Origin of the sequence: Thermochromatium tepidum ATCC 43061 (assembly GCF_009664085.1) — a bacterium.
GTDB lineage: Bacteria > Pseudomonadota > Gammaproteobacteria > Chromatiales > Chromatiaceae > Thermochromatium > Thermochromatium tepidum.
On sequence record NZ_CP039268.1, the window covers coordinates 1,355,622 to 1,382,216 of the forward strand.

Consider the following 26,595-nt stretch of genomic DNA (forward strand, 5'->3'; position numbering starts at 1 on the left):
CGAGAACATCCGTATGTCACTCTCTGACATCCATCTGGCCGTGGCACTGCTGCTGCTGTCGACCATGAGCATCGGGCTGATCCGGGTCGCCATCGGCCCGACGCCGTCCGACCGCCTGATGGCGGCCCAACTGCTCGGAACCTCCGGGATCGGGCTGCTGCTGGTGTTGATCACGGTGATCCGGGTGCCGGCGTTGATCGACGTGGCGCTGGTATTCTCGCTCCTGGCGGCGGTGGCCATCGTCGCCTTCACCCGCCGGCGCGTGGAGGAGGATACATGACGCCGTTGTCCTGGCTGGCGATCGCCTGCATCTTGGCCGGAGTTTTTTCTTCATCGCCGGAACGGTCGGACTCATGCGTCTGCCGGATCGGCTCAGCCGACTGCACGCCTTGACCAAGGCCGACAATGTCGGGCTGGGTCTGTTGGTGCTCGGTCTGCTGTTGGAGGGACCTGGGCTGTTGAATGGGATCAAGCTGGTGCTCATCTGGCTGTTTGTGCTGGCCGCGAGTGCCACCGGGGCGCATCTGATCGCCAAACGTGCGTTGCGTGGTGATGGGGAGGACGATCGATGAACCCACTGTTGCTCGGTTTCGACCTCCTGCTCTCGACCACGCTGTTGGGGTTGGCGCTCGCCGCGCTCACCAGCCGCGAACCCCGGCGCGGGGTCATCCTCTTCATTGCGTTCGGCCTGTTGCTGGCTCTGGTCTGGGCGCGACTGCGCGCACCCGATCTGGCGCTGGCCGAGGCGGCCATCGGTGCAGGTCTGACCGGAGCGCTGATGCTGTCCGCCGCCCGACGCGCGGCCCGGAGACGATAGATGTCATCCTCGAATCCCCAAACCCTCCTGATCCCGTTGCTGCTGGCGGCGATCGGGGCGCTACTGTTCTGGGCCTTCTGGAGCGGTCTCACCGGCCATGAGGGCGAGCGGCTGGCGGCCCTGGCCCTGGAACGGGTGCCCGAGTCGGGCGCGAGCAATCCCGTGACCTCGGTGCTGCTCAATTTCCGCGCCTATGACACCCTGCTCGAACTGGCGGTGCTGCTGGCTGCGCTGCTCGGAATCTGGTCGCTCGGCCCGGCGGCGGCGCCCTATCAGCGGGCGTCGCTGCTGCTCGACAGCCTGGTCGGCTGGGTGGTGCCCATGCTGATCATCGCCGGCGGCTATCTGCTCTGGATCGGCGGGCAGGCACCGGGCGGGGCGTTTCAGGCCGGCGCCCTGCTCGGCGCGGCCGGTGTGACCCTGGCGCTCTCGGGACGACCGAACGCCGGTCTGCCGGGCGAGCCTTGGCTGCGCGTGCTGGCCGCGCTCGGCACTCTGGTGTTCGCGCTCGTCGGGCTGACGCTCATGGGTTGGGGGCTGGGCTTCCTGACCTATCCGCCCGCGCTGGCCAAATGGCTGATCCTGACCATCGAGACCGGCGCGACCCTGAGCATCGGCGCCACCCTGGCGGCGGCCTTCCTCGGCGGCCGGCCGCGCACCACGAGGCCCGCCGAACCATGAGCCACGAAATCCTGCTGACCCAACTGCTCTACGGTAGCGCCGGCCTCCTGTTCTTCCTGCTCGGTGCGTGGTCCTTCATCAGTCACGAACCCCTGTGGCGCAAACTGATCGCGCTCAACATCATGGGAGCCGGAGTGTTCCATGTCCTGGTCGCGGTCGTCTATCGCGGGCTGGACACGCCGCCCGATCCGGTACCGCACGCCCTGGTGCTGACCGGGATCGTGGTCGCGGTCAGCGCCACGGCGCTGGCGCTCGCCTTCGGCCGGCGTCTGGATCGCGAAGAACCCGAGCAAACGTCCGACGTTCAAGGAGTCGATGACCGGGAGGACGGAACCCATGCTTGATCCACTGGCGCTTGCGGTCGCCCTGCCGCTACTCGGGGCGCTGCTCGTCACCATGCTCCCCGGCTGGTCGCGCACGCTGGGGATGCTCGCGGCGCTGGCGACCACAGGCGTGGCGCTGTGGCTGACCGTCATAGTCTGGGGCGGCGAGGGACTGCGTTCGGATCTCGGCGGCTGGGGCGTGCCGCTCGGTATCGCTCTGCGCGCCGACGGTCTGGCGGCGGCGCTGGTGGCCATGGCCAATCTAGTCGCACTGGCCATCAGTATCAATGCCACCGGCTATTTCGGCGCGGCTGAATCAAGCCGGAAGTTCTGGCCGCTGTGGCTGCTGCTGTGGACGGCGCTCAACGGGCTATTCCTGGCCGCCGATCTGTTCAATCTCTATGTGATGCTGGAGCTGCTGGGACTCTCGGCCGCCGCGCTCGGCGCGCTCACCGGCACCCGCGAGGCGGCCGAGGCCAATCTGCGCTATCTGCTGGTGGGCCTGCTCGGGTCCATGACCTATCTGCTCGGCGTGGCGCTGCTCTATACCGCGTATGGCGCCCTGGATCTGGAGTTGGTGGCTGAAGCATTGACGCCCGGCCCGGTGGCCTGGTCGGCACTGGCGCTCATGATCGGCGGGCTACTGCTCAAATCGGCGCTGTTTCCGCTGCACTTCTGGCTGCCGCCGGCCCATGCCAACGCACCGGCGCCGGTCAGCGCGGCGCTCTCGGCGCTGGTGGTCAAGGCGGCGGTCTATCTGGTGCTGCGGCTGTGGCTGGATCTGTTCGATGGGATAGCAACCCTGCCGGCGGCCATGCTGCTCGGACTGCTCGGGGCGGGTGCAGTGCTCTGGGGTTCCTGGCGCGCGCTGCGGGCCGAGCGGCTCAAGCTGCTGGCGGCCTATTCGACCGTGGCCCAGGTCGGCTATCTGTTCCTGTTCCTGCCGCTGCTGACGGCGACTCCGGACGGGGCCGAGCGCGAACGGCTGCTCACGGCGCTGGTGCTGCTGGCGCTCACCCACGGCTTCGCCAAGGCCGGTTTCTTCCTCGCCGCCGGGCTGGTGCAGAAGAGCACCGGGCACGATCGCATCCGTGAACTCGGCGGCGCGGCCCAGAGTCTGCCGGCGGCGACCTTCACCATCGGTCTGGCGGGCGTGGCCCTGATCGGCCTGCCGCCGAGCGGTGCCTTCTTCGCCAAGTGGGTGCTGGTCGGACAGGCCATCGCGCTGGGGCAGTGGTGGTGGGCGCTGGTGGCGATGGCCGGTACCCTGCTGGCGGCGGCCTATGTGTTTCGGGTGCTGGCGCGCGCCTTCAACCGTGAACCGACACCCAAGTGCTTCCTGACCGACCCGCGCACCGAGATCCCGGCCCTGCTGCTGGCCGGGCTGGGCGTGAAGGCGGCGCTGGTGCCCCTGCATGGCTGGCTGCCGCAGGCGATGGTTGCGCCGGCGCCGGTCAGTGCGCTGCTGCACGCGGTCGCCGTGGTCAAGGCCGGCGCCTTCGGCATCGTGCGCGTGGTCTATGACGTCTATGGCGTCGAATTCGCCCATGATCTGGGGCTGCTGACCGTGCTCGGCGTGCTGGCGGCCACCACCATCATCTATGGCTCGATCAAGGCGCTGTCGCAGGACGGACTGAAGAAACGGCTGGCCTATTCGACCGTCAGTCAGGTGTCCTATATCGCGCTCGGCGCCTCAGTGCTCGGCCCGATTGCGACCATCGGCGGTCTGGTGCATCTGGTGCACCAGGGCATCATGAAGATCACGCTGTTCTTCTGCGCCGGGAACTATGCCGAGACGCTCGGGGTGCACAGGGTCAGCGAGATGAACGGCGTCGGTCGGCGCATGCCCTGGACGACACTGGCCTTCACAGTCGGGGCGCTCGGCATGATCGGCATTCCGCCGGTGGCCGGGTTCGTCACCAAGTGGTATCTGGGGCTGGGCGCGGCTTCGGCCGGGGCCTACTGGGTGATCGGCGTGCTGCTCGTCAGTAGCCTGCTCAATGCCGCCTATTTCCTGCCGATCCTCTATCGCGCCTGGTTCCGCCCGCCGCCGGAGCACTGGCCGAAGGAGCCTGTGTTGTCGAAACGGCTGGAGACGGCCCCGGCACTCTTGTGGCCGCCGGTGGTGACGGCGCTACTGGCGGTGGTCGCGGGATTGCTGGCCGCCGCGCCCTTCAGTCCGCTCGAATGGGCGACCCTGATCGCTGAGCGGGAGTATGGGCGATGAATGGGCTGTTGTTGGCGGTGGTGCTGGTGCCGCTACTGCTCGCACCGCTCGCCGTGCATCCGGCGCGGCGCTGGCTGTTCCTGCTCGCGCTCGCCGGCAATCTGTGGCTGATCCTGGCGCGCGAGCCGGTCGGGTTCTATGTCGGCTTCGCCCTCATGGGGCTGGCCGCCTATGGGCTGATCCTGCATCCGGGCGGGCTGATGCGCCGACGGGCCGGGCGTGTCTATCTGGCCATGACCTTGATCGGCGAACTGGCACTGTTCGTGGCGCTGTTGCTGATGGCGCGGACTCAGGGCGTGACCTGGAGTCTGCCCGAAACGCCGGCGCCCGATGGCGCGGTGATCACGCTGCTGCTGATCGGGTTCGGCATCAAGGCTGGACTCATGCCGCTGCATCCCTGGCTGCCGCTGGCCTATGGCGCCGCGCCCGCACCGGCGGCGGCCGTACTGAGCGGGGCTATGAGCAAGGTCGCCCTGCTCGGCTGGCTGCGACTGTTGCCGCTGGGACAGGTCGCACTGCCCGAGTGGGGGATGCTTTTCGTGTGGCTGGGGCTGGTCAGTCTGCTGGTGGCGCTGGGCGTGGGGCTGGTACAGACCGATCCGCGTCGAGTGCTGGCCTATTCGAGCATCAGCAAGGCGGGGCTGTTCGTGCTGTTGCTGGGGCTGCTGTTGCTCGAACCGGCCTTGACGCCGGTCGGGGTCGGGGCGCTCACGCTCTATGCCGCGCATCATGCGCTGGTCAAGTCGGGGCTGTTTCTGGGGCTGGGATTGCGTGATCTGGACCCGGCGCGGCCCTTGGTGCGGGCGGGGCTGATCCTGCTGGCGCTGGCATTGGCGGGAGCGCCGCTGACCAGTGGTGCGCTGGCCAAGTATGTCGCCAAGCCGGTGCTGCTCTCGCCGGGCTGGATCTGGCTCGATCTGGCGCTGATGCTGGCGACGGTGGCGACCGCGCTATTGATGGCGCGCTTCGTCTGGTTGATCTGGCCGGCGCCGGGCGTGGTCGAATCCGCACCGACAGTCAGTGACTCCCAAGAGCCTCAGACGTCGATCGGCCCCCTACCCGCTTTTCCGATCTGGAGTCTCGCGGCCTGGATCCTGCTGCTCGGACTGGTCGCGGGCTTTCCGTTCGTGCTCGGCGAGCCGTCGGCCTGGCCGACCAATGCCGGGGCCATGCTCATCGCCGCGCTGATCGCCGCACCGCTGGCGCTCGCCATCCGGCATCGGGCGCCCGGCTCGGGACGTCCCGCGCGGCGGCGCAGCCTAGGCGATCTGGCGGTGCTGGTCGAGCCGATCCTGACCGCCCAGCTCTGGGCGGGGCGCGCGCTGTTCGGACGCTGGAACGCAACGGTCGAGGCGGCGCGCGCGCATCTCTATGGTCTGGGCGACCGATTCGGTCCGCCGCCACCCGATCCCGAGCGGACATTACGCGCCTGGCCCACCGCCGGCCGGCTGTGGCTGGGCGTGATCGTGCTTCTTCTGCTACTGGTCCTGATCACGCCATGACACTGCCGTTGATCCTGAGCTGGCTGTGGCCGTTGCTGCTCGCGCCGCTGGTGCTCCGGCCCCGGCGGCACTGGCTCGTCACTCTCGCGCCCCTGCCGGCGCTGGCGACAGCGCTGTGGATTCCGGCCGGCACCCGGATCGAGCTACCCTGGCTGCTGGTCGGCACCACCCTGGGTCTGGACACGCCGGGGCGGATCTTTCTCGGCTTCACGGCACTGCTGTGGCTGGTCGCCGCCGTCCATGCCATCCGCGCTCTGCGTGACTCGCCGCACGCCGCGCGTTTCCATCTGTTCTTCCTGCTCGCGATGGCGGGCAATCTGTGGCTGATCGTCGCGCTCGATCTGGCAAGCTTCTATACCGGCTTCGCGCTCATGGGGATCGCCTCCTATGGTCTGGTCATCCACGACGGACGGCGCGAGTCGCTACGCGCCGGCAAGGTCTATCTGATCCTGACCCTGCTCGGCGAGACCACGCTCTTCATGGCGCTGGTGCTGATCGCGCACCAGACCGGCTCGCTCGCGCCCTCGGCCAACGCACTGACGGCACTCGACGATCTGGCCATCGGGCTGCTGATCCTGGGGCTGGCGGTCAAGGCCGGTCTGATGCCGCTGCACGTCTGGCTGCCGCTGGCGCATCCGGCCGCGCCGGTACCGGCGAGCGCCGTCCTGAGCGGAACCATGATCAAGGCCGCCCTGCTCGGCTGGCTGCGCTTCCTGCCGCTCGGCGCCTTGGCGCTGCCGCACTGGGGGCTGCTGCTGGTGCTGGCCGGACTGATCACGGCGATCCTGGCCCCGCTGATCGGTCTGATCCAGACCAACCCCAAGGTGGTGCTGGCCTATTCGAGCGTGGCCAAGATGGGCGTCATGACCCTGACACTGGGACTGCTGCTGATCGAACCTCACTTGGCTCCGGTCGGCGTGCCGGCGCTTGCCCTCTATGCCGGACACCATGCCCTGACCAAGGGCGGACTCTTCCTCGGGGTTGGATTGCGTCACACGAGCAGACGCCAGCCGCTGATCTTCGCCGGACTGAGCCTGCTGGTGCTGGTCATGGTCGGCGTGCCGCTCACCGGCGGGGCCATCGCCAAGGATGGGCTCAAGCCGGTGCTCTTGGTGCTCGACTGGCGCTGGCTCGGCGCGGGTCTGGGACTGACGACCTTGGTCACGGTGCTGCTCTTGGCGCGTTTTCTGTGGCTGATGTGGCGTACCGAGCCGCATCCGGAGCCAGGCTATCGATCGGCGGGGGCCGCCTGGGGGCTGCTGATCGCTCTGATCCTGATGCTGCCGCCGGCCATTGCACTCAGCGATGGGGCAAAGCTCGGCTGGACAACCAACCTCGGCCTCATCGCCATCGCCCTGGCGCTCGGGTTGCCCGTGCTGCTGGCCGCGCTCCAGCGCCCGGGCATGCTCGACGGGATGCTCGACCGTATCCCGCCCGGTGATCTGCTGGAGGCGCTGCGTCCGTTGCCGCCGCTGTGGCGCTGGAGTTGGCGTTGGACCAAACGCCGCTGGGCAGACCGGCGCGCGCGTCTGTTCGATCCCTGGTGCGATTGGATCGAGCGGCACTGGCACACGACCCGCACCGGCACGGACGAGCTTCGGCTGGCACGCTGGCCGGTCGCAGGGGGACTCTGGATCGGGCTGTTGCTGCTGCTCATGGGCCTGGCCTGGGGTTGGCCATGATCGCGGCCGCCAGGCGTCCTGGAGGCTGGAAACAAGCCCCTCGATCGATTTGGCATGGTGGTCGTGGTGCTGGTGCTGAGAGACCCTGCCTCAGGGCGCGGCTTTAGGACCGTGCATGTCGATGACCAAATGACCAAAGACTGAAGTCCGATCGGCCAACCACGCGAGGAACAGAACCATGTCCAGACGACCCCGTGCCCCGCACCGCGAGATCCTCGGTTGGGCGATGTTCGACTTCGCCAACTCGGCCTATACGCTGCTGATCATCACGGTCGTCTTCGGTGATCTGTTCACGCGCGTCATCGTCGGCGATGCGCCTGACTACCGGCTCGGCAATCTGCTCTGGAGCCTGGCGCTCGCGGCGAGCTATCTCATGGTGGTGCTGGTCTCGCCAGTGGCGGGGGCCATCATGGATTACAGCGCGAGCAAGAAGCGCTTCTTGTTCGCGAGCTATCTGTTGACGGTCTCGACCACGGCCGCGCTCTACTGGGCGGCGCCCGGGCAGGTCTGGGTCGGGATGGTGTTTCTGATCCTGTCGAACTTTGGCTTTGCAATCGGCGAGTCCTTCATCGCCAGTTTTCTGCCGGACCTCGGCCCGCCCGAAGATCTGGGCAAGATCTCGGGCTTTGGCTGGGCGCTCGGCTATCTCGGCGGACTGGTCGCCGCCAGTTTTGTCCTGCTGGTCCTCGGTGAGGTCAGCGCCGAGAACTTCGAGCGTATCCGCTGGGTCGGTCCCTGGACGGCGCTGTTTTTCCTGGTCGCTGCGCTCCCGACCTTCCTGTGGCTCCGCGAGCGCGGCACCGCGCGTCCGCTGCCACCGGGACTGGGCTATCTGCGTCTGGGATTCAGTCGGGTTGGTCAGACGCTCGGCCATCTGCGCGATCACCGCGACCTGGTACTCTTGCTGATCGCCGTCTTCTTCTCGATGGGCGGTATCGCCATCATCATCACCTATACCTTCATCTATGGCGCCCAGGTCATCCGCTGGGACGAAGGGATCCGGACCCTGATGTTCGTGGCCGTCCAGATCACGGCCGCAGCCGGGTCCTTTGTCTTCGGTCTGGTCCAGGACCGCGTAGGGGTCAAACGCACCTATGGCCTGACCCTGATCCTCTGGATCGTCGCCATCGTCCTGATCTACCTCACACCCCAGATCGCCGACGGGGTGCGTCTCTGGTTCGGGCTCGACTGGCAGGCGCAGCACATCTTCCTGGTCGTCGGTTGTATCGCGGGGACGAGTCTCGGCGCCTGTCAGTCGAGCACCCGCGCCCTGGTCGGACTCTTCGCCCCGCGTTCGCGCTCGGCCGAGCTGTTTGGCTTCTGGGGCCTGGCGATGAAGCTGGCCAGCGTCTTCGGTCTGCTCGGGATCGGGCTGCTCCAGACCTGGTTCGGACTCCAGCAGGCGATGCTGTTCTGCGCCCTACTCTTCGCCTTGGCGTGGTTGGTCGCGCTCGGCATCGACGAGACTCGCGGACGCCGGATCGCCGAGGAACACGAGGCCGGACTTCGCGCCTGGTGAGGCCGGTGCTTGGCATAAACCACAACGAATGTCGGTTGTAGCCAAACGACGAGCGGCGTATGCTTATCCGCCCATGTCCGGTCCGTCGACCTTCATCTGTTTCCCTCATTCCTCGCTCGCATGACCGAATATGCGCTCATCCTGGTCGGCACCGTGCTGGTCAACAACTTCGTGCTGGTCAAGTTCCTTGGACTCTGTCCCTTCATGGGCGTATCCAAGAAACTGGAGACCGCGACCGGCATGGGGTTGGCAACCACCTTTGTCATGACACTGTCCTCGGTCATCACCTGGGTGGTCAACAAGTTCGTGCTCGTACCGCTCGAGATCGGCTATCTGCGCACCATCTCCTTCATCCTGGTGATCGCGTCCGTGGTGCAGTTCACCGAGACGGTGATGCGCAAGACCAGTCCCATGCTCTATCAGTTGCTGGGCATCTTCCTGCCGCTCATCACCACCAACTGTGCCGTGCTGGGCGTGTCCCTGCTCAATCAGCAGGCCGCGCACACCTTGGTCGAGTCCGCGCTCTATGGGTTCGGTGCCGCCATCGGATTTTCATTGGTACTGACGCTCTTTGCCGCCATCCGCGAGCGGGTCGCCGTGGCCGATGTGCCCGAGCCGTTTCAGGGCAGTGCCATCGCGCTGGTGACAGCCGGACTGATGTCGCTGGCCTTCATGGGGTTTGCTGGTCTGGTCCCAAACTGAGTCCGTGGGTATCAATGCCGCGTCTGTGTCTCTCCCATTGGCCGTCATTGAGTGATCCGTCGTCATGTTAGCCGCCATCCTGGCCCTCTCCACCCTCGCCGTTTTCTTCGGTGTCCTGCTCGGTTATTCGGCGCTCCGCTTTCGAGTCGAGGGGGATCCCATCGCCGACCAGATCGACGCCTTACTGCCACAGACACAATGCGGTCAGTGTGGCTTCCCGGGCTGCCGTCCCTATGCCGAGGCACTGGCCAAGGGCGAGGCCGAGATCAACCGATGTCTGCCGGGTGGCGAGGCCCTGGTACTCACGCTCGCCGATCTGCTCGGACGTGAGCCAGTGGCCATGGACATCAAGAAAAAGGTGCCATCAGTCGCCTTCATCGACCCCGAGCTCTGCATCGGCTGCACGCGCTGCATCCAAGCCTGTCCAGTCGATGCCATCATCGGCGCGACCAAACAGTTGCACGCGGTCCTGAACAGCGAATGCACCGGCTGCGAGCTCTGTGTCGAGCCCTGCCCGGTCGACTGCATCGAGATGCGCCCAATCCCCGAAGACATCCAACGCTGGCGCTGGCCCTATCCGGCCCATCAGCCGGTCGCGAGCGACAGTGTCGCGCCCCTCCGAGACGCCGCCTGAGGAACGCTGTCGCATGGCCATTGCACTCAAGCCCAAATCCACCGGCCAGCGCCGTCTGTGGCGCTTCCACGGCGGCATCCACATCCCGGACGAGAAGGCGCTGTCGAACGAACGCACCATCGAGCGCGCGCCCCTGGCCGAGCGTCTCTGGGTGCCCCTGCAACAGCACATCGGCGCCTCGGGACGACCGCTGGTCGCTGTAGGCGACCACGTACTCAAGGGCCAGATGATCGCTGAACCGGACGGTTTCATCAGCGCCCCGGTCCATGCCCCGACCTCGGGCCGGGTGGTTGCGATCGAGCCGCATCCGGTGCCCCATCCATCCGGGCTATCGGCGCCCTGCGTGCTGATCGAACCGGATGGTCTGGACACCTGGGCCGAACTCCCGCCCGCGCTCGCCGACTATCCACAGCTCGACCCGGGGCTGATCCGTGAACGCATCCGCTGGGCCGGCGTGGTCGGCATGGGCGGCGCGGCCTTTCCGACCAGCGTCAAGCTTACGCCCGGCACGGATCGCGAGATCCAGACCCTCATCATCAACGGCGCCGAATGCGAGCCCTATATCACCTGCGATGATCGGCTGATGCGTGAACGCGCGGCGCACATCCTCAAGGGCGTGCGCATCATGCATCATCTGCTGCGGGCGCGAACGGTGCTGATCGGGATCGAGGACAACAAACCCGAGGCGATCGCGGCCATGCAGCTGGCACTGGTCGCGACCGACATGGGCGACTATACCGAGATCGTCTCGATCCCGACGCTCTATCCGAGTGGCGGCGAGAAGCAGCTCATCCGTATCCTCACCGGCAAGGAGGTGCCAACCAGCGGTATCCCGGCCCAGATCGGCATCGTGTGCCAGAACGTTGGCACCGCGGCGGCAGTCGCCGACGCCGTACTCGAGGGCAGGCCACTGATCGCGCGGGTCGTGACAGTCACGGGTCGCGCCATCGCCGAGCCGCGCAATCTGGAGGTCCCGATCGGCACCCCAATCTCCCACCTGATCGAGTACTGCGGCGGCTATCGCGAGACCCCGCGCAAACTCGTCTGCGGTGGACCGATGATGGGCTTCGAGCTCCATGAAACGACCACGCCCATCACCAAGGCGACCAACTGTGTGCTGGCGCTCACACCTGAGGAGGCTCCGGATCCAGGGCCGGCGCTGGCCTGTATCCGCTGTGGACGCTGCGCTGAGGTCTGTCCGGCCAATCTTTTGCCCCAGCAGCTGTATTGGAATGCGCGCGCCAAGGATTTCGACCGGGTCCAGGACTACAACCTGTTTGACTGCATCGAATGCGGCTGCTGTGCCCAGGTCTGTCCCAGCCACATCCCGCTGGTGCAGTACTATCGCTATGCCAAGACCGAGATCTGGGCGCGCGAACAGGAGAGGCGCAAGGCCGAACAGGCACGCGCCCGTTATGCCGCCAAGCAGGCGCGACTGGAACGTCAGGAGCGAGAGAGGCGGGCGCGATTGCGCAAACATGAGGAGGCCTTAGGCGCACCTAAGGCCGAGATGGGCGACGAGGATCCCAGGCAGGCCCTGATTGCGGCGGCGCGTGAGCGTGCCGCCACGCGCCGGACGCTGGACACCGGCTCGGCTTGAGGACTGGTGCTTGGTCTGTTGACATCCTCCCAGGCCTTCAGGCCGAGGCTTGTCGAGCACCAGGTCAAAAAGGGGTATCCCGCCAGGTTGCGGAGTCTGTGCCGGCGTCTAGGCTTTCTGGTGTCAGCCCGAACACTTCATCGAGCCGCGCGATCAGCTGACGCACCTGCAACGCCAGGATCACGAACTCTGCCTCCAGTCGCTGCACCGGATCCATATCGTCGTCGTCCAGTGTCTCCAGCACGGTCTCCGCAACCCGTAAGCGTCTGAGCGACAGATCCTCGGCCAGGGTAAAGCTCAGACGCCCGTCCCACTCCAGTGCCAGCTGGGTCACCTGCTTGCCCGCGCGCAGATGGTTGAGGATCTCGTCGCTGGTCAGATCCTGCCGGCGACAGCGCACTACGCTCGCCTGTTCACCCGGGTCACGTAGCTCACAGGCGTCTCCCACCACAAAATCGCTCGGAACACGATCCTCCAGCAGCCAGTGTGTCAGCACACGAGACACCGGGCGCACCGGATTCGGCAGCCTGACCGGCAGCGAACCCAGCGTCTCGCGCAACAGCGACATCACGTCCTCGGCCTGCTTCTCGCTTGAGGCATCCACCACGAGCCAGCCGCTCTCGGTGTCGATAGAAAGCTGGGTGCGCCGCGAGCGGGTGAAGGCGCGCGGCAGCATCTCATTGATGATCTGCTCGCGCAACCGCCGCCGCTCGGAACGACCGACATCGCGCGCCTCGCCTGCCTCAAGCTCGCTCACCCGTTCGTCGAGCGCCTCGGCCACGGCGGATGAAGGCAACAGCCGCTCCTGCAGGCGGGCGCAAACCAGATGACAGCCGCTCACCGTCCATACCAGCGCCTCGGTCTCCTCAGCCAACGACGGCGTCCAACCCAGGGTCGCCGTCTCGATCGGACCACAGGGACGGAAACGCCGCCGACCCAGCGCCTCCTCCAGCTCAGTGTCCGAGAACTCAAACGGCTGATCCATCCGGAAGAAACGCGCATTCTTGAACATGACAAGCCCTCCTGGAAAAGGCGCGAAGTATGCCTGAGTCAAGACATGGCGGAAAACCGGAATCAGCGCGCGGGTGCGCGCCAGCGCGACTCGAGCAAGCCTGAATCCGCCTTCGGATTAGGGTTTGGACGATGTCGGCCTAAAACTTGGATCTGGGTTCGAATTTGCAGCTGATCAGGGTTTAGAATGGGTAGATCTTGGCTACCCAAGGGTTCCATGTGAACGAACTCTCACTGCCCGGACTCTTCATCGCACTCCTCATCCTCATCGCGCTCTCGGCCTTTTTCTCCGGTTCGGAGACCGCGCTCCTGACCATGAACCGCTACCGGCTGAAACATCTCGCCGAGCGCGGACACAGGGGCGCGCGTCTCGCCCAGCGACTGCTGGAGCGGCCCGACCGACTGATCGGACTGATCCTGCTCGGCAATAACTTCGTTAACATCATGGCCTCGTCGTTGGCGACCGTGATCGCGCTGCGTCTCGGCGGCGAAGCGGCCATCGGCTTCGCCGCCGGTCTGATGACGCTCGTCATCCTGATCTTTGCTGAGGTCGCGCCCAAGACCTACGCGACCCTACACCCCGAACGTCTGGCCTTTCCGTCCGCCCATGTCTACCGGCCCCTGCTGACGCTGCTCTATCCCATCGTCTGGTTCGTCAATCTCTTCACCAACGGCATCCTGAGACTGATCGGGATCGTCCCCGAGGGCGCGCCGCCGGCGGACCTGAGCCGCGAAGAACTGCGCACCGTGGTCAGCGAGGCCGGGGCCATGATCCCGGAACGCAGTCGCACGATGCTGCTGGCGATCCTGGATCTGGAGAACGCCACGGTCGAGGACATCATGATCCCACGCAATGAGGTCGAGGGTATCGACCTCCAGGACAGCGAGGACGAGATCCTCCAGACCATCCGCAACACCAGCTATACCCGGCTACCCCTCTACGACGGCAGTATCGACAACGTCGTCGGTGTGCTCCATGCACGCAATGCCCTACATGCGATGCTGGAACACGGGCTGGACAAAACGTCGCTACGCGAGATCGCCCGCGAGCCCTATTTCGTTCCCGAAGGCACACCGCTCTATCAACAGATGCTCAATTTCCAGCGTACCAAGCAGCAGGTTGGTCTGGTCGTCGACGAATATGGCGACTTTATGGGACTCATCACCATGACGGATCTCCTGGAGGAGATCGTTGGTGAATTCACCACCGACCCGTTCGATAGCCTGCCCGAGATCCATCGCGCCGAGGACGGTAGCCTGCTCGTCGACGGCTCGATTAGTCTGCGCGATCTCAACCGTGCCCTGCGCTGGGAACTTCCGACGGATGGGCCAAAGACGCTCAACGGGCTGATCCTGGAGTACATGGAGACCATCCCAGAGCCCGGAACCAGCCTCAAGCTCTCCGGTCATCCGCTGGAGATCATCCAGACAGCCGACAATGGCGTGCGGACGGTCAAGATCGTGCCGACACCACCCCGCAAGGGGTGGCGGTGACAGGATGCGTTGTGGTTTTATCGACTGGGGGGGCTTAGTGGGAGCGGCGCAGGGCCAGTTGATTGATCTATTTGATTTTCAAGAAAATCTTGCATTTGGAATGGCGGAGAGAGAGGGATTCGAACCCTCGATAGGGGTTTAGCCTATACTCCCTTAGCAGGGGAGCGCCTTCAGCCACTCGGCCATCTCTCCGTGGAAAACAGATCTATTTGGTGTCAAACTCGATGCTTGGTTAGGGTCAAGTTTGGATCGAGGTCTCGCCTCTTCGCTCACCAAATAGGGCGGGCATGTTAACATACCCGTCCGAACTTGCAAGCAAACCTAATCAGTCATACTAGACTCGCTGGCTCATTAAGGGGACATCCTGGGTGAGGCCGGCCTGTTCACGCTTGATACGTTCATAGATCTCTTCGCGATGAACGGCCACATCCCGCGGAGCATTGACACCGATCCGAACTTGATTGCCCTTGACGCCGAGGACGGTTACCGTGACTTCGTCGCCAATCATCAAAGTTTCGCCAACCCTGCGAGTCAAAATCAACATTGTTTCGGTCTCCCTTTATGAGTCCCTAAATCCAAATTGCATGAATGATTCATCCGTTTTGGCAAACCCGACCGCGCTTGCACGGCCACCGCGCAAAAACTGGACCACGTCTGAACCACAAGCGATTGGAGCGAGGCTCCAATGCTCGGCATTCTATCAACTCCAATGGGACCAACATAGGGCTTTATCCCATTGCAAGTGAAATTTGGCTTGATTCGCCAAAAACAAGCGGTTCAAGCCGCTGTTTTCGACGAACGGTCCGTCACAACAGCTAGACCGCAACCCGGTCCAACCCAAAGGCCTCGTGGAGTGTGCGTACACCCAACTCTAGATACTTTTCGTCGACCACCACCGAGATCTTGATCTCCGAGGTCGAGATCATGCGGATATTGATCCCCTCCTTGGCCAGAGCGGCGAACATGCGGCTGGCGATCCCGGCATGGCTGCGCATCCCCACGCCGACAAGCGAGATCTTGACGATGGTGTCATCACCCGTCACCTGACGGGCGCCCAGGTCGTCGGCAGTGCGTTTCAGGATCTCGAGCGCCTGTGCATAGTCGTTGCGATGCACTGTGAAGGTGAAATCCGTCGTGGTACCGTCGGCGGCGACGTTTTGCACGATCATATCGACCTCGATGTTGGCCTCGGCGATTGGACCGAGGATGCGGTGCGCCACGCCCGGCTGGTCCGGCACGCCGAGCACAGTCAGCTTGGCCTCGTCGCGACTGAAGGCGATTCCGGAGATCTTGGCGTCTTCCACGTCATTGTCCTCAAAACTGATCAGTGTGCCCTCACCTTCCTCGAAGCTTGAGAGCACGCGCAATGGAACCTGGTACTTGCCGGCGAATTCGACTGAGCGGATCTGGAGCACCTTGGAGCCGAGGCTGGCCATCTCTAGCATCTCCTCAAAGGTGATGCGATCAAGCTTGCGCGCCCTGGGCTCGATGCGCGGGTCGGTGGTGTAGACGCCGTCGACGTCGGTGTAGATCTGGCATTCGTCGGCCTTGAGTGCAGCGGCGATGGCCACCGCCGAGGTGTCTGAGCCGCCGCGTCCAAGTGTGGTGATGTCGCCCTTTTCATCGACACCCTGGAAGCCAGCAACGACGACCACGCGCCCGGCCTCGAGGTCGGCCCGCATACGGGCAGCATCGATGTCGCGGATACGGGCCTTGTTGTGGACGCTATCGGTCAGGATGTGAACCTGTGCGCCGGTATAGGAGCGCGCCGGGCAGCCCTGGGCGGCGAGCGCCATGCTCAGAAGCGCAATGGTCACCTGCTCACCGGTCGACAGCAGCACATCGAGTTCGCGCGGCTCGGGGCGCTCCTGGAGTTGTTTGGCGAGTTTGATCAGGCGGTCGGTCTCGCCGGACATGGCCGAGACCACGACCACCAGCTGGTTACCACGGTTGCGCCAGCGTTTGACGCGCTCGGCCACCGCCTGGATGCGCTCGATGCTCCCGACCGAGGTTCCGCCGTATTTTTGAACGATCAGGGCCATCACTGATACCTGGATTGCACGTCTTGCATAGTCAATCAATCAGTAGATTACTGAGGGATTTTGCGCCGCGAAGACGCAAAGGGCACAAAGTCCAAGATTTAAGGATCCAAATCAACTCAGTCGCGCAGCGACCCAGTCGGGGACCAATTCCAGCGCGGCCGGCAGTCCGGACGGGTCGTTGCCGCCGGCCTGGGCCATGTCGGGACGTCCGCCACCCTTACCGCCGACCTTCTCGGCGACCTCGCGGATCAGATCGCCGGCCTTGAGCCGGTCGGTCAGGTCCTTGGTCACACCTGCCACCAGACTGACTTTACCATCGGACTCGGTCGCAAGTACCACGACCGCGCTGCCGAGTCTATCCTTGAGCTGATCGAGGGTGACGCGCAGGCTCTTGGGGTCGGCACCGTCCAGGCGTGCGGCTAGGGTCTTGACACCCTGGATATCGATCGCCTGGGCGGCTAGATCCTGACCAGCAGCCCCTGCGACCTTGGCCTTGATCTGGTCAAGTTCTTTTTCCAATCGACGCGTGCGTTCGATGAGCTGGGTCACGCGCTCGTCGATGTCCTCACGTCCGCCCTTGAGCAAGGCGGCGATCCGCAGTAGGCGCTCCTCGTCGGTCTCGACCCACTCCAGCGCAGCGGCGCCGGTGAGGGCCTCGATACGGCGCACACCGGCGGCGATGCCGCTCTCGGAGATGATCTTGAACAGCCCGATATCACCGACCGACTTGACATGGGTGCCGCCACAGAGCTCGGTCGAGAAGTCGCCCATACGCAACACCCGCACCTGATCGGCATATTTCTCACCAAAAAGCGCCATGGCACCGGAGGCCTTGGCATCCTCCAGGCTCATGATCCGGGTCTCGACCAGGTGGTTGGCGCGAATCTCACGGTTGACCAGCCGCTCGATGGTCAGAATCTGCTCGCGCGAGACCGGTTCGAAGTGCGAGAAGTCGAAGCGCAGACGTTCCGGACCGACCAGGGAGCCTTTCTGCTGAACGTGCGGACCGAGCACCTCACGCAGTGCGGCATGGAGCAGATGGGTCGCCGAGTGGTTGAGCGCGGTGGCGCGACGACGCTCGGCATCGACCTGGGCATCGACCCGATCGCCGACCGTCAATTGACCCTCCTCGACCCGACCGAGATGGACCAGCACCCCATCGCCCTTCTTCTGGGTGTCCTGGACCTCGAAGCGTGCGGTCTCGGAGTTGATCCAACCACGATCGCCGACCTGACCGCCGGATTCGCCGTAGAAGGGTGAACGGTCGAGGATGACGATCCCCTCCTCGCCTGCCTCTAGCAGGTCGCAGGACTCGCCGCCGCGATAGAGGGCAACGATCGTGGCGTCTTCTTCCTGGAGCCGATCATAGCCGCAGAAGTCGGTTTCGCCCTGGATCTGGATATCGAGCGCATGACCGACCCCAAACTGACTGGCCGCGCGTGCCCGCTCCTTTTGACGTTCCATGGCTTGCTCGAACCCGTCCAGATCAAGCGTCAATCCACGCTCGCGCGCGATGTCGGCGGTGAGATCGAACGGGAAACCATAGGTGTCATAGAGCTTGAACACGGTCTCGCCTGGGATCCGATCGCCACTCAGTCCCGCGATGGCCTCGTCGAGCAGACGCATGCCATGCTCCAGGGTCTCGGCAAACCGCTCCTCCTCGAGCCTGATCAGGCGCTCGACGTGCGCCTGATTCGTACGTAGCTCGGGATAGGCATCGCCCATCTCACGCGCCAGCGGTTCGACCAGGGTGTGGAAGAAGGGTGTTGAGCAACCGAGCCGATACCCGTGCCGGATGGCACGGCGCATGATGCGGCGCAGGACATAGCCGCGCCCTTCGTTGCCCGGTGTGACCCCATCGGCGATGAGAAAGGCCGTGGAACGGACGTGGTCGGCGATGACACGCAGCGACTTGTCGGCCAGATCCGTGCAGCCAGTGGCCTGGGCCGCGGCTTCGATCAGATGACGGAACAGGTCGATCTCATAGTTGCTGTGCACACCCTGCATCACGGCCGCGAGCCGCTCCAACCCCATCCCGGTGTCGACCGAGGGACGCGGCAAGGGTGTCAGATGGCCCTCGGCATCGCGGTTGAACTGCATGAAGACCAGGTTCCAGATCTCAACATAGCGGTCGCCGTCCTGGTCGGGCGAGCCGGGTGGACCGCCGGGGATGCCAGGACCATGATCATAGAAGATCTCGGAACAGGGGCCACAGGGACCGGTGTCGCCCATCGACCAAAAATTGTCCTTGGCCCCGCAGCGCGAGAAACGCTGAGGATCGATGCCGATCTCCTTGAGCCAGATGTCGGCGGCTTCCTGGTCTTCGATGAAGACCGTCACCCATAGCCGTTCGGGCGGCAGCGCTAGCACCCGGGTCAAATAATCCCAGGCGTATTCGATCGCCTCACGCTTGAAGTAGTCGCCGAAGCTGAAGTTGCCCAGCATCTCGAAGAAGGTGTGATGTCGCGCCGTGTAGCCGACGTTCTCTAGGTCGTTGTGCTTGCCGCCAGCACGCACACAGCGCTGCGCGCTGACCGCGCGGTTGTTGGCGCGACGCTCGCGTCCGAGGAAGGCATCCTTGAACTGGACCATGCCGGCGTTGGTAAACAGCAGGGTCGGATCATTGGCCGGGATCAGCGGGCTGGAAGGCACCCGCTCGTGTTGGTGTTGCTCGAAATAGTCGAGAAAACTCGCTCGCAGCTCTGCACTGGTGGTCATTTGGCGATCTCGAATGAACCCCTCGCCGCACGGCGAGGGTCAATCAGGAAGGTGGAGCAGGTGCCGGATCGAATCGGGCGTGAAACCACGCTGTTCGAGGAAGCGCGCGCGTCTGGCATAGTCGGAACGGTCGCTGGGTTGTGACTGGCCGAAGCGGCGCACATGCGTGCGTTCCAGCACCTCGGGCCAGAGGTCGTTCATGGGTTGGAGATGGCGGTCGATCAGGCTGTCGGCAAGCCCCTTGGCGCGCAATTCGGCGCGGATGCGCAGCGGGCCGAAGCCCTTGGCGGCACGTTCGGCGACATAGTGTGCCGCCAACCGAGATTCGTCGAGTGCACCCGCATCGATCAACCGGTCGAGCGCGCCGGCGATGGCCTCGGGGGCCAGACCGCGCGCGCCGAGCTTGCGGGTCAGTTCCAGACACGAATGTTCGCGCACCACCAAAAGACGCAGGGCCACACGCACCGCCTCATCGATCCCCGCGTGCGCGCCGACCTGGTTCGTGGTCAGGGCCTGGGAGGGTTCGTTCAGAGGTCAATCCTCCAGTGGATCGAACGATTCGGGCACATCGGTCTCGGCAGCGGCACCAACCCCACACTTGGGCAGCAGCTTGTCGCGGATACGCGCCTCGATCGCTTGAGCGATCTCGGGATTTTCGCATAGGAAGTTGCGGGCATTGTCCTTGCCCTGACCGATGCGGTTGCCCTCATAGCTGTACCAAGCGCCCGATTTCTCGATGAAGCCCTCGGCCACACCCAGATCGATGATCTCGCCCTCGCGCGAGATACCCTGGCCATAGAGGATGTCGAAATCGGCCTGCCTGAAGGGGGGGGCGACCTTGTTCTTGACCACCTTGACCCGGGTCTCGTTGCCGATGACCTCCTCGCCTTTCTTGATGCTGCCGGTGCGGCGGATGTCGAGCCGGACGGAGGCATAGAACTTGAGGGCGTTGCCGCCGGTCGTGGTCTCAGGCGAGCCGAAAAGCACCCCGATCTTCATGCGGATCTGATTGATGAAGATGACGCAACAGTTGGAACGCTTGATGTTGCCGGTGAGCTTGCGCAGGGCCTGGGACATGAGGCGCGCCTGTAACCCGACGTGTGAGTCGCCCATCTCGCCCTCGATCTCGGCCTTGGGCGTGAGTGCGGCCACCGAGTCGACGACCACGACATCGACCGCGCCGGAGCGCACCAGCATGTCGGTGATCTCGAGCGCCTGCTCTCCAGTGTCGGGCTGGGAGACCAGCAGGTCGTTCACATTGACCCCAAGCTTTTCGGCATAGACAGGATCGAGCGCGTGCTCGGCGTCGACGAAGGCGGCCGTGCCGCCAAGCTTCTGCGACTCGGCGATGATGTGCAGTGTCAGCGTGGTCTTGCCTGAGGACTCGGGACCGTAAATCTCGATGACGCGCCCCTTGGGGACGCCGCCGATGCCAAGCGCCAGATCCAGCCCGAGCGAACCGGTCGAGATGACCTCGACGTTGCGCACGACACCCACATCGCCCAGGCGCATGACCGAGCCCTTGCCGAACTGTTTTTCGATCTGGGTCAGCGCGGCGGCCAACGCCCTCTTGCGGTTCTCATCCATTGCGGTCTCCGGTGCGCTCGACGATTAGCCAAAAATTATGACATAAGCCTTGGGCAACTTCAGCTTACCGCAATGGTTGCGTTGCTTGAACGGATCGAGCCGCGCTGTATCAGCAGCGACATGGAGCCTCAACGCCTGATCGATGCCCAGGTACCATCCTTCGGGTTACAGCACTCGCCTGTCCGATGGGGCTGGATCTCGACTGTCACCCCGGTAGCTAGCTGGGATCAGGGTCAGTTCGGGATGGGCGGTCTGGTGGCGTTAGCGGCGGGCGTCGAGCCGTCTGGCGATATTGACCAGCCTGTTGTCGGGCAGGATCGCGGTGTCGGAGCAGCCGCCTCCGTGTGTCGGTCGGCGTGTCTCCAAGCCTGGGCGTCCAGACGGTTCGCCGGGAGCCGGTGTTCAGCCTTCTGTCCGGTGAGTGTGTGGAAGATTCAGATATTCGAGCAGACCCAGCAACGCCGTGCGCACCGCCTGGGCGCGAACCGCCTCGCGATCGCCGGCAAAACACTCGCGCCGTGTCACGGATCCGCTGCCCGTCTGCCCCCAGGCGAACCAGACGGTTCCGACCGGCTTCTCGGGCGAGCCGCCACCCGGTCCGGCGATACCGCTGACGGCCAATGCGATCCCGGCGCGACTGTGCGCCAGTGCACCCGCGACCATGGCCAGTACCACGGGCGCACTCACCGCACCATGCACCTCGATCAACCCAGCGTCGACACCGAGCAGCTCCTGCTTGGACGCATTGCTGTAGGTGACGAACCCGCGATCGAACCAATCGCTGCTGCCGGCAATGTCGGTAATCGTCTTGGCGACCCAGCCGCCGGTGCAGGATTCGGCAGTCGTCAACCGCCAGCCGCACGCCTTAAGACGTTCACCGGCGCGCGCCGCAAGCTGCACCAGTTCGTGGGATGAGACCAATTGGTGAGAGTGAGGATCCGTGGTCATGGGACGTGATCTTCACCGAAGACGGCGGATCGGACAAGCGCCGGTGTTGGCAAAAGGCCTCTGAAAACCGCACTATTAGGCTTCATATTCAAGCCCTGGCCCTGTCGAGGTGGATCTCGGCAAAGCAGGTCGGCGGGTTTTTTAGTGGCGCCGTAAGGCACGATCTTAGCCTCCCTTCCCGCCTCAACCGTCAAGATCGCGGCTCAAGCCGCTCCTACCGCCGCTTCGACGGGAGGCGTTGGCGGGCTAGCAGCACCTTTGAGCGCGATCCACGTCTTTATTGGGGCCGGGTTGATTAAGTGCGGCAGAGCCGCCGACACTTCAGAGCTTCAGACGATCCGATTCAACCCAACCGACGAGATGACCATGAGCGACCTTGAGATCCTTTGCGAACACAAGCCATCACCCGCCAAACTGGAGGTCATGGGCGTCGATGACTGGCCGATCTGGAAGAAGGAACCCTCGACCTTCCCTTGGCGCTATGACCAGACCGAGATCTGTTACATCCTGCGCGGACGTTTTCGCGTGACGCCCGAGGGCGGGGAGACACAGGAGTTCGGGCGCGGCGATCTCATCACCTTCCCGTCCGGTCTTTCCTGTACCTGGGAGATCATCGAGGCGGTCGAAAAGCACTATCACTTCGCGTAGGCGTCCCCACTCCGCACTCCATACCGAAGAACGAGAACATCAAAGAGGAAACGAGGACCATCCCATGCGAAAGATCCACTGGCTTGCCGTGTTTGCCGCCCTGCTCTGGCTGTTCGCCCCACTGACGCCGCATGCCGAGGGCATGGGTCTTGCCAACACCGTGGTCAAGATGCCGCTGGCCGAGGGTGTCTCCATCGATGACGCGATCGATTCTATGCTGGTGCGCGCCAACGGGCTGAATTTCAAGCTGGTCGCGCGCCAGCCGCTCTATAAGGAGCTGGAGGCCATGGGCGTGGAGACCAGGCACGTCGAGATCTTCCAGTTCTGCGACGCCCGTATCGCGGCCCAGATGCTCAACCATGACATCGATTTCGCCGCCTATCTGCCCTGTCGCATCACCCTGATCGAGGACCGCGACGGCAAGGCCTGGCTGGTGACGCTGGATCTGGACCAGGTGATGCAGATGGCCGATCTGCCGCCGGACCTCAAGGAACTGGCGATCAAGGTACGCGACACCATAAACGAGATCATGACGGCGGGCGCCAAGGGCGATCTGTAATCCCCTGCCCGACTCAACTGCCGCGCGCGGCCTGGCGCTCGCGCGCGTCCAACTCCATCCCACCCCAGGTCATGGGTCGCTCCAGCCATTTCTGGATGAAGGACCAGGACGCCCGATAGTCCTCATGCGGCAGCCGACACTCCGAACAATCCTTGCGCCTGAGTCCATGGGCGTCGGTATAGACCCGATAGGGTCCGGGACACTCGTAGGCGATGAGCGGACAGTAACAGAACAGACAGTTGAAGGCCCGTTTGACCCCGGTGTGGCAGGGATAGAACGGGCATTCATGGTTGGTGAAGCCCTGGTAGGCTTCGTTTGCCGTGGCGTCCCTGGTCTGCATCAGGAGGTCGGCGAGATCTCGATCAGCACCTCGTCTGGGTTGACCGTATCGCCCTTGACGACATAAACGGCTGTGACTGTGCCAGTGATCGGGGCCTGGATCTCGGCCTCCATCTTCATCGCTTCGGTGACGATGACCGGCTGACCGGCGATCACGGTATCGCCTTCCTTGACCAGCACCTCGACGATGTTGCCCGGCATCGAGGTCGCAACATGCCCCGGTCGGCTCGGCTTGGGACGCTTGCCGCTGATGGCGCGCGGGCCGGATGCCGCCCCGCCGCCGGTCAGGACCAGTTCGTCGAGCGTCTCGACCACGACCTCTTCCGGGATGTCATCGATGGTGAAATAGAAATGACGCTCGGCCTGACCCTTGTGCCCGGCACCCGTGACCTTGATGTGATAGGTCTCGCCATGGACGTTGATATTGAACTCGGTCGGCGCCGCCTTGGGTGGCTCGCTCGGACGTGGTGGTGGCTCTAGCGGCTCGGGCACCAGGGTGCCAGAAGCGCGCTGTTCGAGGAAGGTGCGTCCGATCTCGGGGAACATGGCATAGGTCAGGACATCGTCTTCGGACAGGGCCAAGGATCCGATCTCCTGGGTTAGACGGTTCAGTTCGGGTTTCAAGAGATCGGCAGGACGGCAGTCGATCATCTCTTCGTTGCCGATCGCCTGCTGTTGCAGGAGCGGATTGACCGGGGCCGGGGGAGCACCATAACGGCCCTGAAGATAGAGCTTGACCTCATTGGTGATGGTCTGATAGCGCTTCCCGGTCAGCACATTGAACACCGCCTGGGTACCGACGATCTGCGAGGTCGGCGTAACCAGCGGCGGATAGCCGAGATCCTGGCGCACGCGCGGGATCTCCTCCAGCACGGTGCTCATACGGTCGAGCGCGTTCTGTTCTTTCAACTGATTGGCCAGGTTCGAGATCATGCCGCCTGGCACCTGATTGACCTGGACCCGGGTGTCGACGCCGGTGAACTTGCTCTCGAACTGATGGTACTTTTTGCGGACCTGGTAGAAGTACATCCCGATCTCCTGAATAGCCTCCAGATCCAGTCCGGTGTCGTACTCGGTGCCGCGCAGGGCCGCGACCAGGCTCTCGGTCGGTGGATGCGAGGTGCCGCCGGCCAGTGCCGAGATGGCGGTATCGATGGCGTCACAGCCGTTTTCGATCGCCTTGAGGTGACACATCTCGGCCAGACCCGAGGTGGCGTGCGAGTGCAGATGCAGCGGCAGATCGACGCTGTCCTTGAGCGCCTTGACGAGGTCGGCGGTGACGAAGGGCGTGAGCAGTCCAGCCATGTCCTTGATCGCAATCGAATCGCAGCCCATGGCTGCGAGCTCGCGACCCAACTTGACGAAACTGGGGATGTCATGGACCGGGCTGACCGTATAGCAGATGGTGCCCTGGGCGTGCTTGCCGGCGGCCTTGGTCGCCTCGATCGCGGTCCTGAGGTTACGCAGATCGTTGAGCGCGTCGAAGATGCGGAAGACATCCATGCCGTTTTCGGCCGCACGCCCGACGAAGGCGCGCACCACGTCGTCGGAATAGTGCCGATAGCCGAGCAGGTTCTGACCACGCAACAGCATCTGCAGGCGGGTGTTGGGCAGCGCCTCGCGCAGTTTGCGCAGACGCTCCCAGGGATCTTCCTTCAGGAACCGCACACAGGCATCGAAGGTCGCCCCACCCCAGCACTCCAACGACCAGTAGCCGATGGCGTCGAGCTTAGGACAGATCGGCAGCATGTCCTCGGTGCGCATCCGGGTCGCGAGCAAGGATTGATGCGCGTCGCGTAGGATGACGTCGGTGATCTTGATCTTTGGCATGGATGAACTCACTTGAGGCGGCCAGTGGTCTCACAATCCCGCGTGCGCGGCGATGGCGGCGGCGATGGCGGCGGCGACATCCTCGCGGCGGCGCTTGGTCGAATAGTTGAGAAGTTCTGGATGCGACTCCAAGAATCCGGTATCGAAGTTCGCGGCCCGGAAGTCGGGATGGCGCAGGATCTCCTGATAGAAGGGAATGGTGGTCTTGACCCCATAGACACCCATATCGCGCAGGGCGCGACAGCCGCGGTTGACCACATCGTCCCATTCCAACGCCCAGACGATGAGCTTGACCAACATCGAGTCGTAATAAGGCGGCACATGGTAGCCGGTATAGATGGCGCCATCGGTGCGCACGCCTGGACCGCCCGGCGCGTAATAACGCGAGATACGCCCAAAGCTCGGCAGGAAGTTGTTTTTGGGATCCTCGGCGTTGACGCGAAACTGGATGGCAAAACCGCGGCGGTGGATCTGGTCCTGACGATAGCGCAGCGGGAGCCCAGCTGCGATCCGGATCTGTTCATCGACCAGATCGACACCCGTGATCGACTCGGTAATGGTGTGCTCAACCTGGATGCGGGTGTTCATCTCCATGAAGTAGAACCGCCCGTCCGAATCGAGCAGGAACTCCACAGTGCCGGCATTGGTATAGCCGACTGCACGCGCGGCCAGCACTGCCAGTCCACCGACGTATTGTCGCTGGGCGTCGTCGAGCTGGGGCGAAGGCGCAATCTCGATCAGTTTTTGATTGCGACGCTGGATGGAGCAGTCGCGCTCGAATAGATGGATGCAGTGACCATGATGGTCGGCCAGCACCTGGACCTCGATATGCTTGGGATTGACCACGCACTTTTCAAGGAACACCTCGGCGCGTCCGAACGCCTTGGTCGCCTCCGAGATGACGCGCTCATAGTTGTGACGCAGGGCCGTTGGGTCGTCGCAACGCCGGATGCCGCGCCCGCCGCCGCCTGAGGTCGCCTTGAGCATGACTGGATAGCCGATCTGCTCGGCGCAGTCGAGCGCCTCGTCGAGGCTGTTCAGATTGCCAGGACTGCCGGGCGTGACGGGGATACCGGCCTTCTGCATCGCCTGACGCGCAGCGGTCTTATCGCCCATGCGGGCGATGACCTCGGCATTGGGGCCAATGAAGGTGATGCCGCGTCGCGCGCAGGCCAACGCCAGCTCGGGATTCTCCGACAGGAAACCGTAGCCTGGATGGATGGCATCGCAACCGGTCATCACAGCCAGGTTGACGATGTTGTGGACATTGAGATATCCGGCGAGTGGGTCACTGCCTAGGCTGTAGGCCTCGTCGGCCTTTTTGACGTGGAGCGAGTGACGGTCGGCCTCGGAATAGATGGCCACCGAGCGGATGCCCAATTCGGCGCAGGCGCGGATGACGCGCACGGCGATCTCACCACGGTTGGCGATCAGGATCTTACGAAGCATGGGCGAGCCTCTGGAACGGCCGGACGTTGGCCGTACTGGGGTTTGAGATGAGCGAGGATCCAACTCACCGAGTGGGCTTCTTGCGCTGGAACACTATAGCGAAGGTGCCTCGGTCTGCAAAGAACATGAAAAAGCCCTCGCGAAGAGGGCTTTTAAAGAAAGATGGAGCGGGAAACGAGACTCGAACTCGCGACCCCAACCTTGGCAAGGTTGTGCTCTACCAACTGAGCTATTCCCGCTTGCAGTAGGTCGGGGATTATAGGCGCTTTTTTCAGTCCGTCAA

24 protein-coding genes, 2 tRNA genes and 2 pseudogenes are annotated in these 26,595 nt (G+C 63.9%); 16 read left to right on the top strand and 12 right to left on the bottom strand.

Annotated elements, in window-relative coordinates; genetic code table 11:
* The first annotated feature begins 13 nt into the window (after window positions 1-13).
* The 13 genes and pseudogenes from E6P07_RS06215 to rsxC all read left to right on the top strand — a co-directional run bounded on the left by E6P07_RS06215 (window position 14) and on the right by rsxC (window position 11,687).
* Entirely contained in the window at window positions 14-280 is a 267-nt protein-coding gene (locus tag E6P07_RS06215; protein WP_153974810.1) for an MrpF/PhaF family protein, read from the top strand.
* Window positions 281-290: 10 nt separating this feature from the next.
* Entirely contained in the window at window positions 291-572 is a 282-nt protein-coding gene (locus tag E6P07_RS06220; RefSeq protein WP_246172991.1) for a cation:proton antiporter, read from the top strand.
* Entirely contained in the window at window positions 569-817 is a 249-nt protein-coding gene (locus tag E6P07_RS14190; protein ID WP_153974812.1) for a Na(+)/H(+) antiporter subunit B, read from the top strand. Before E6P07_RS06220 ends, E6P07_RS14190 begins: the two co-directional genes overlap by 4 nt.
* The gene (locus E6P07_RS06230; RefSeq protein WP_153974813.1) at window positions 818-1,498 is read left to right on the top strand and encodes an MnhB domain-containing protein; all 681 of its coding nucleotides are present in this window, start codon (window positions 818-820) and stop codon (window positions 1,496-1,498) included.
* Window positions 1,495-1,842, top strand: a complete 348-nt coding sequence (locus E6P07_RS06235) for an NADH-quinone oxidoreductase subunit K (RefSeq protein WP_153974814.1) — start codon at window positions 1,495-1,497, stop codon at window positions 1,840-1,842. The genes E6P07_RS06230 and E6P07_RS06235 overlap by 4 nt, the downstream gene beginning before the upstream one ends.
* A gap of 232 nt (window positions 1,843-2,074) precedes the next feature.
* A pseudogene (locus E6P07_RS14195) lies at window positions 2,075-2,458 on the top strand (proton-conducting transporter transmembrane domain-containing protein); the annotation flags it as partial.
* A 732-nt stretch (window positions 2,459-3,190) separates the two neighbouring features.
* Window positions 3,191-4,048: pseudogene (locus tag E6P07_RS14200) on the top strand (proton-conducting transporter transmembrane domain-containing protein); the annotation flags it as partial.
* Complete coding sequence (locus tag E6P07_RS06245; protein WP_153974816.1) at window positions 4,045-5,550, top strand: proton-conducting transporter transmembrane domain-containing protein; 1,506 nt, start codon at window positions 4,045-4,047, stop codon at window positions 5,548-5,550. The pseudogene E6P07_RS14200 and the gene E6P07_RS06245, both read left to right, overlap by 4 nt.
* Window positions 5,547-7,232: a complex I subunit 5 family protein gene (locus tag E6P07_RS06250; RefSeq protein ID WP_153974817.1), complete on the top strand. Its 1,686-nt coding sequence runs from the start codon at window positions 5,547-5,549 to the stop codon at window positions 7,230-7,232. Before E6P07_RS06245 ends, E6P07_RS06250 begins: the two co-directional genes overlap by 4 nt.
* 178 nt (window positions 7,233-7,410) lie before the next feature.
* Window positions 7,411-8,751, top strand: a complete 1,341-nt coding sequence (locus E6P07_RS06255) for an MFS transporter (protein ID WP_153974818.1) — start codon at window positions 7,411-7,413, stop codon at window positions 8,749-8,751.
* Window positions 8,752-8,871: 120 nt separating this feature from the next.
* Window positions 8,872-9,453: an electron transport complex subunit RsxA gene (gene rsxA / locus E6P07_RS06260; RefSeq protein WP_153974819.1), complete on the top strand. Its 582-nt coding sequence runs from the start codon at window positions 8,872-8,874 to the stop codon at window positions 9,451-9,453.
* A gap of 64 nt (window positions 9,454-9,517) precedes the next feature.
* Window positions 9,518-10,087, top strand: coding sequence for an electron transport complex subunit RsxB (gene rsxB, locus E6P07_RS06265; protein WP_153974820.1), 570 nt, complete (start codon window positions 9,518-9,520; stop codon window positions 10,085-10,087).
* A 13-nt stretch (window positions 10,088-10,100) separates the two neighbouring features.
* Window positions 10,101-11,687: an electron transport complex subunit RsxC gene (gene rsxC, locus E6P07_RS06270; protein WP_153974821.1), complete on the top strand. Its 1,587-nt coding sequence runs from the start codon at window positions 10,101-10,103 to the stop codon at window positions 11,685-11,687.
* Between the two features lie 64 nt (window positions 11,688-11,751).
* Here rsxC and E6P07_RS06275 read toward each other — a convergent pair whose 3' ends face one another.
* Window positions 11,752-12,699 carry a recombination-associated protein RdgC gene (locus E6P07_RS06275; RefSeq protein WP_153974822.1) on the bottom strand — a complete coding sequence of 316 codons (948 nt, stop codon included), beginning with the start codon at window positions 12,697-12,699 and terminating at the stop codon, window positions 11,752-11,754.
* Window positions 12,700-12,917: 218 nt separating this feature from the next.
* On the opposite strand from E6P07_RS06275, the gene E6P07_RS06280 reads away from it, so the two are divergent.
* On the top strand, window positions 12,918-14,192 hold the full coding sequence (locus E6P07_RS06280; protein WP_153974823.1) for an HlyC/CorC family transporter: 1,275 nt from the start codon (window positions 12,918-12,920) through the stop codon (window positions 14,190-14,192).
* A 101-nt stretch (window positions 14,193-14,293) separates the two neighbouring features.
* On the opposite strand, the gene E6P07_RS06285 is transcribed toward E6P07_RS06280, so the two are convergent.
* From E6P07_RS06285 to pncC, 7 genes are all read right to left on the bottom strand, one after another.
* Window positions 14,294-14,384 (bottom strand) — tRNA-Ser (locus E6P07_RS06285).
* Between the two features lie 142 nt (window positions 14,385-14,526).
* Window positions 14,527-14,736 carry a carbon storage regulator CsrA gene (csrA, locus tag E6P07_RS06290; RefSeq protein ID WP_153974824.1) on the bottom strand — a complete coding sequence of 70 codons (210 nt, stop codon included), beginning with the start codon at window positions 14,734-14,736 and terminating at the stop codon, window positions 14,527-14,529.
* 271 nt (window positions 14,737-15,007) lie between these two features.
* Window positions 15,008-16,234 carry an aspartate kinase gene (locus E6P07_RS06295; protein ID WP_153974825.1) on the bottom strand — a complete coding sequence of 409 codons (1,227 nt, stop codon included), beginning with the start codon at window positions 16,232-16,234 and terminating at the stop codon, window positions 15,008-15,010.
* A gap of 111 nt (window positions 16,235-16,345) precedes the next feature.
* Window positions 16,346-18,952 carry an alanine--tRNA ligase gene (gene alaS, locus E6P07_RS06300; RefSeq protein ID WP_153974826.1) on the bottom strand — a complete coding sequence of 869 codons (2,607 nt, stop codon included), beginning with the start codon at window positions 18,950-18,952 and terminating at the stop codon, window positions 16,346-16,348.
* A gap of 39 nt (window positions 18,953-18,991) precedes the next feature.
* Window positions 18,992-19,411: a regulatory protein RecX gene (locus E6P07_RS06305; protein WP_153974827.1), complete on the bottom strand. Its 420-nt coding sequence runs from the start codon at window positions 19,409-19,411 to the stop codon at window positions 18,992-18,994.
* Window positions 19,412-19,486: 75 nt separating this feature from the next.
* Window positions 19,487-20,539, bottom strand: coding sequence for a recombinase RecA (gene recA / locus E6P07_RS06310; RefSeq protein WP_153974828.1), 1,053 nt, complete (start codon window positions 20,537-20,539; stop codon window positions 19,487-19,489).
* A gap of 402 nt (window positions 20,540-20,941) precedes the next feature.
* Window positions 20,942-21,487 carry a nicotinamide-nucleotide amidase gene (gene pncC, locus E6P07_RS06315; RefSeq protein ID WP_211363171.1) on the bottom strand — a complete coding sequence of 182 codons (546 nt, stop codon included), beginning with the start codon at window positions 21,485-21,487 and terminating at the stop codon, window positions 20,942-20,944.
* Window positions 21,488-21,853: 366 nt separating this feature from the next.
* Here pncC and E6P07_RS06320 point away from each other — a divergent pair, with 366 nt between their 5' ends.
* Window positions 21,854-22,135 (top strand): cupin domain-containing protein, encoded by a 282-nt coding sequence (locus E6P07_RS06320; RefSeq protein ID WP_153974829.1) that lies wholly within the window; start codon window positions 21,854-21,856, stop codon window positions 22,133-22,135.
* Window positions 22,136-22,199: 64 nt separating this feature from the next.
* Window positions 22,200-22,694: a DUF302 domain-containing protein gene (locus E6P07_RS06325; protein ID WP_153974830.1), complete on the top strand. Its 495-nt coding sequence runs from the start codon at window positions 22,200-22,202 to the stop codon at window positions 22,692-22,694.
* Between the two features lie 13 nt (window positions 22,695-22,707).
* On the opposite strand, the gene E6P07_RS06330 is transcribed toward E6P07_RS06325, so the two are convergent.
* The 4 genes from E6P07_RS06330 to E6P07_RS06345 form a co-directional block, all read right to left on the bottom strand.
* The gene (locus tag E6P07_RS06330) at window positions 22,708-23,034 is read right to left on the bottom strand and encodes a cysteine-rich small domain-containing protein (RefSeq protein ID WP_153974831.1); all 327 of its coding nucleotides are present in this window, start codon (window positions 23,032-23,034) and stop codon (window positions 22,708-22,710) included.
* Complete coding sequence (oadA, locus tag E6P07_RS06335; protein WP_153974832.1) at window positions 23,034-24,863, bottom strand: sodium-extruding oxaloacetate decarboxylase subunit alpha; 1,830 nt, start codon at window positions 24,861-24,863, stop codon at window positions 23,034-23,036. Before oadA ends, E6P07_RS06330 begins: the two co-directional genes overlap by 1 nt.
* Window positions 24,864-24,893: 30 nt before the next feature.
* Entirely contained in the window at window positions 24,894-26,312 is a 1,419-nt protein-coding gene (locus tag E6P07_RS06340) for an acetyl-CoA carboxylase biotin carboxylase subunit (protein WP_153974833.1), read from the bottom strand.
* 163 nt (window positions 26,313-26,475) lie between these two features.
* Window positions 26,476-26,551 (bottom strand) — tRNA-Gly (locus E6P07_RS06345).
* Window positions 26,552-26,595: the final 44 nt, after the last annotated feature.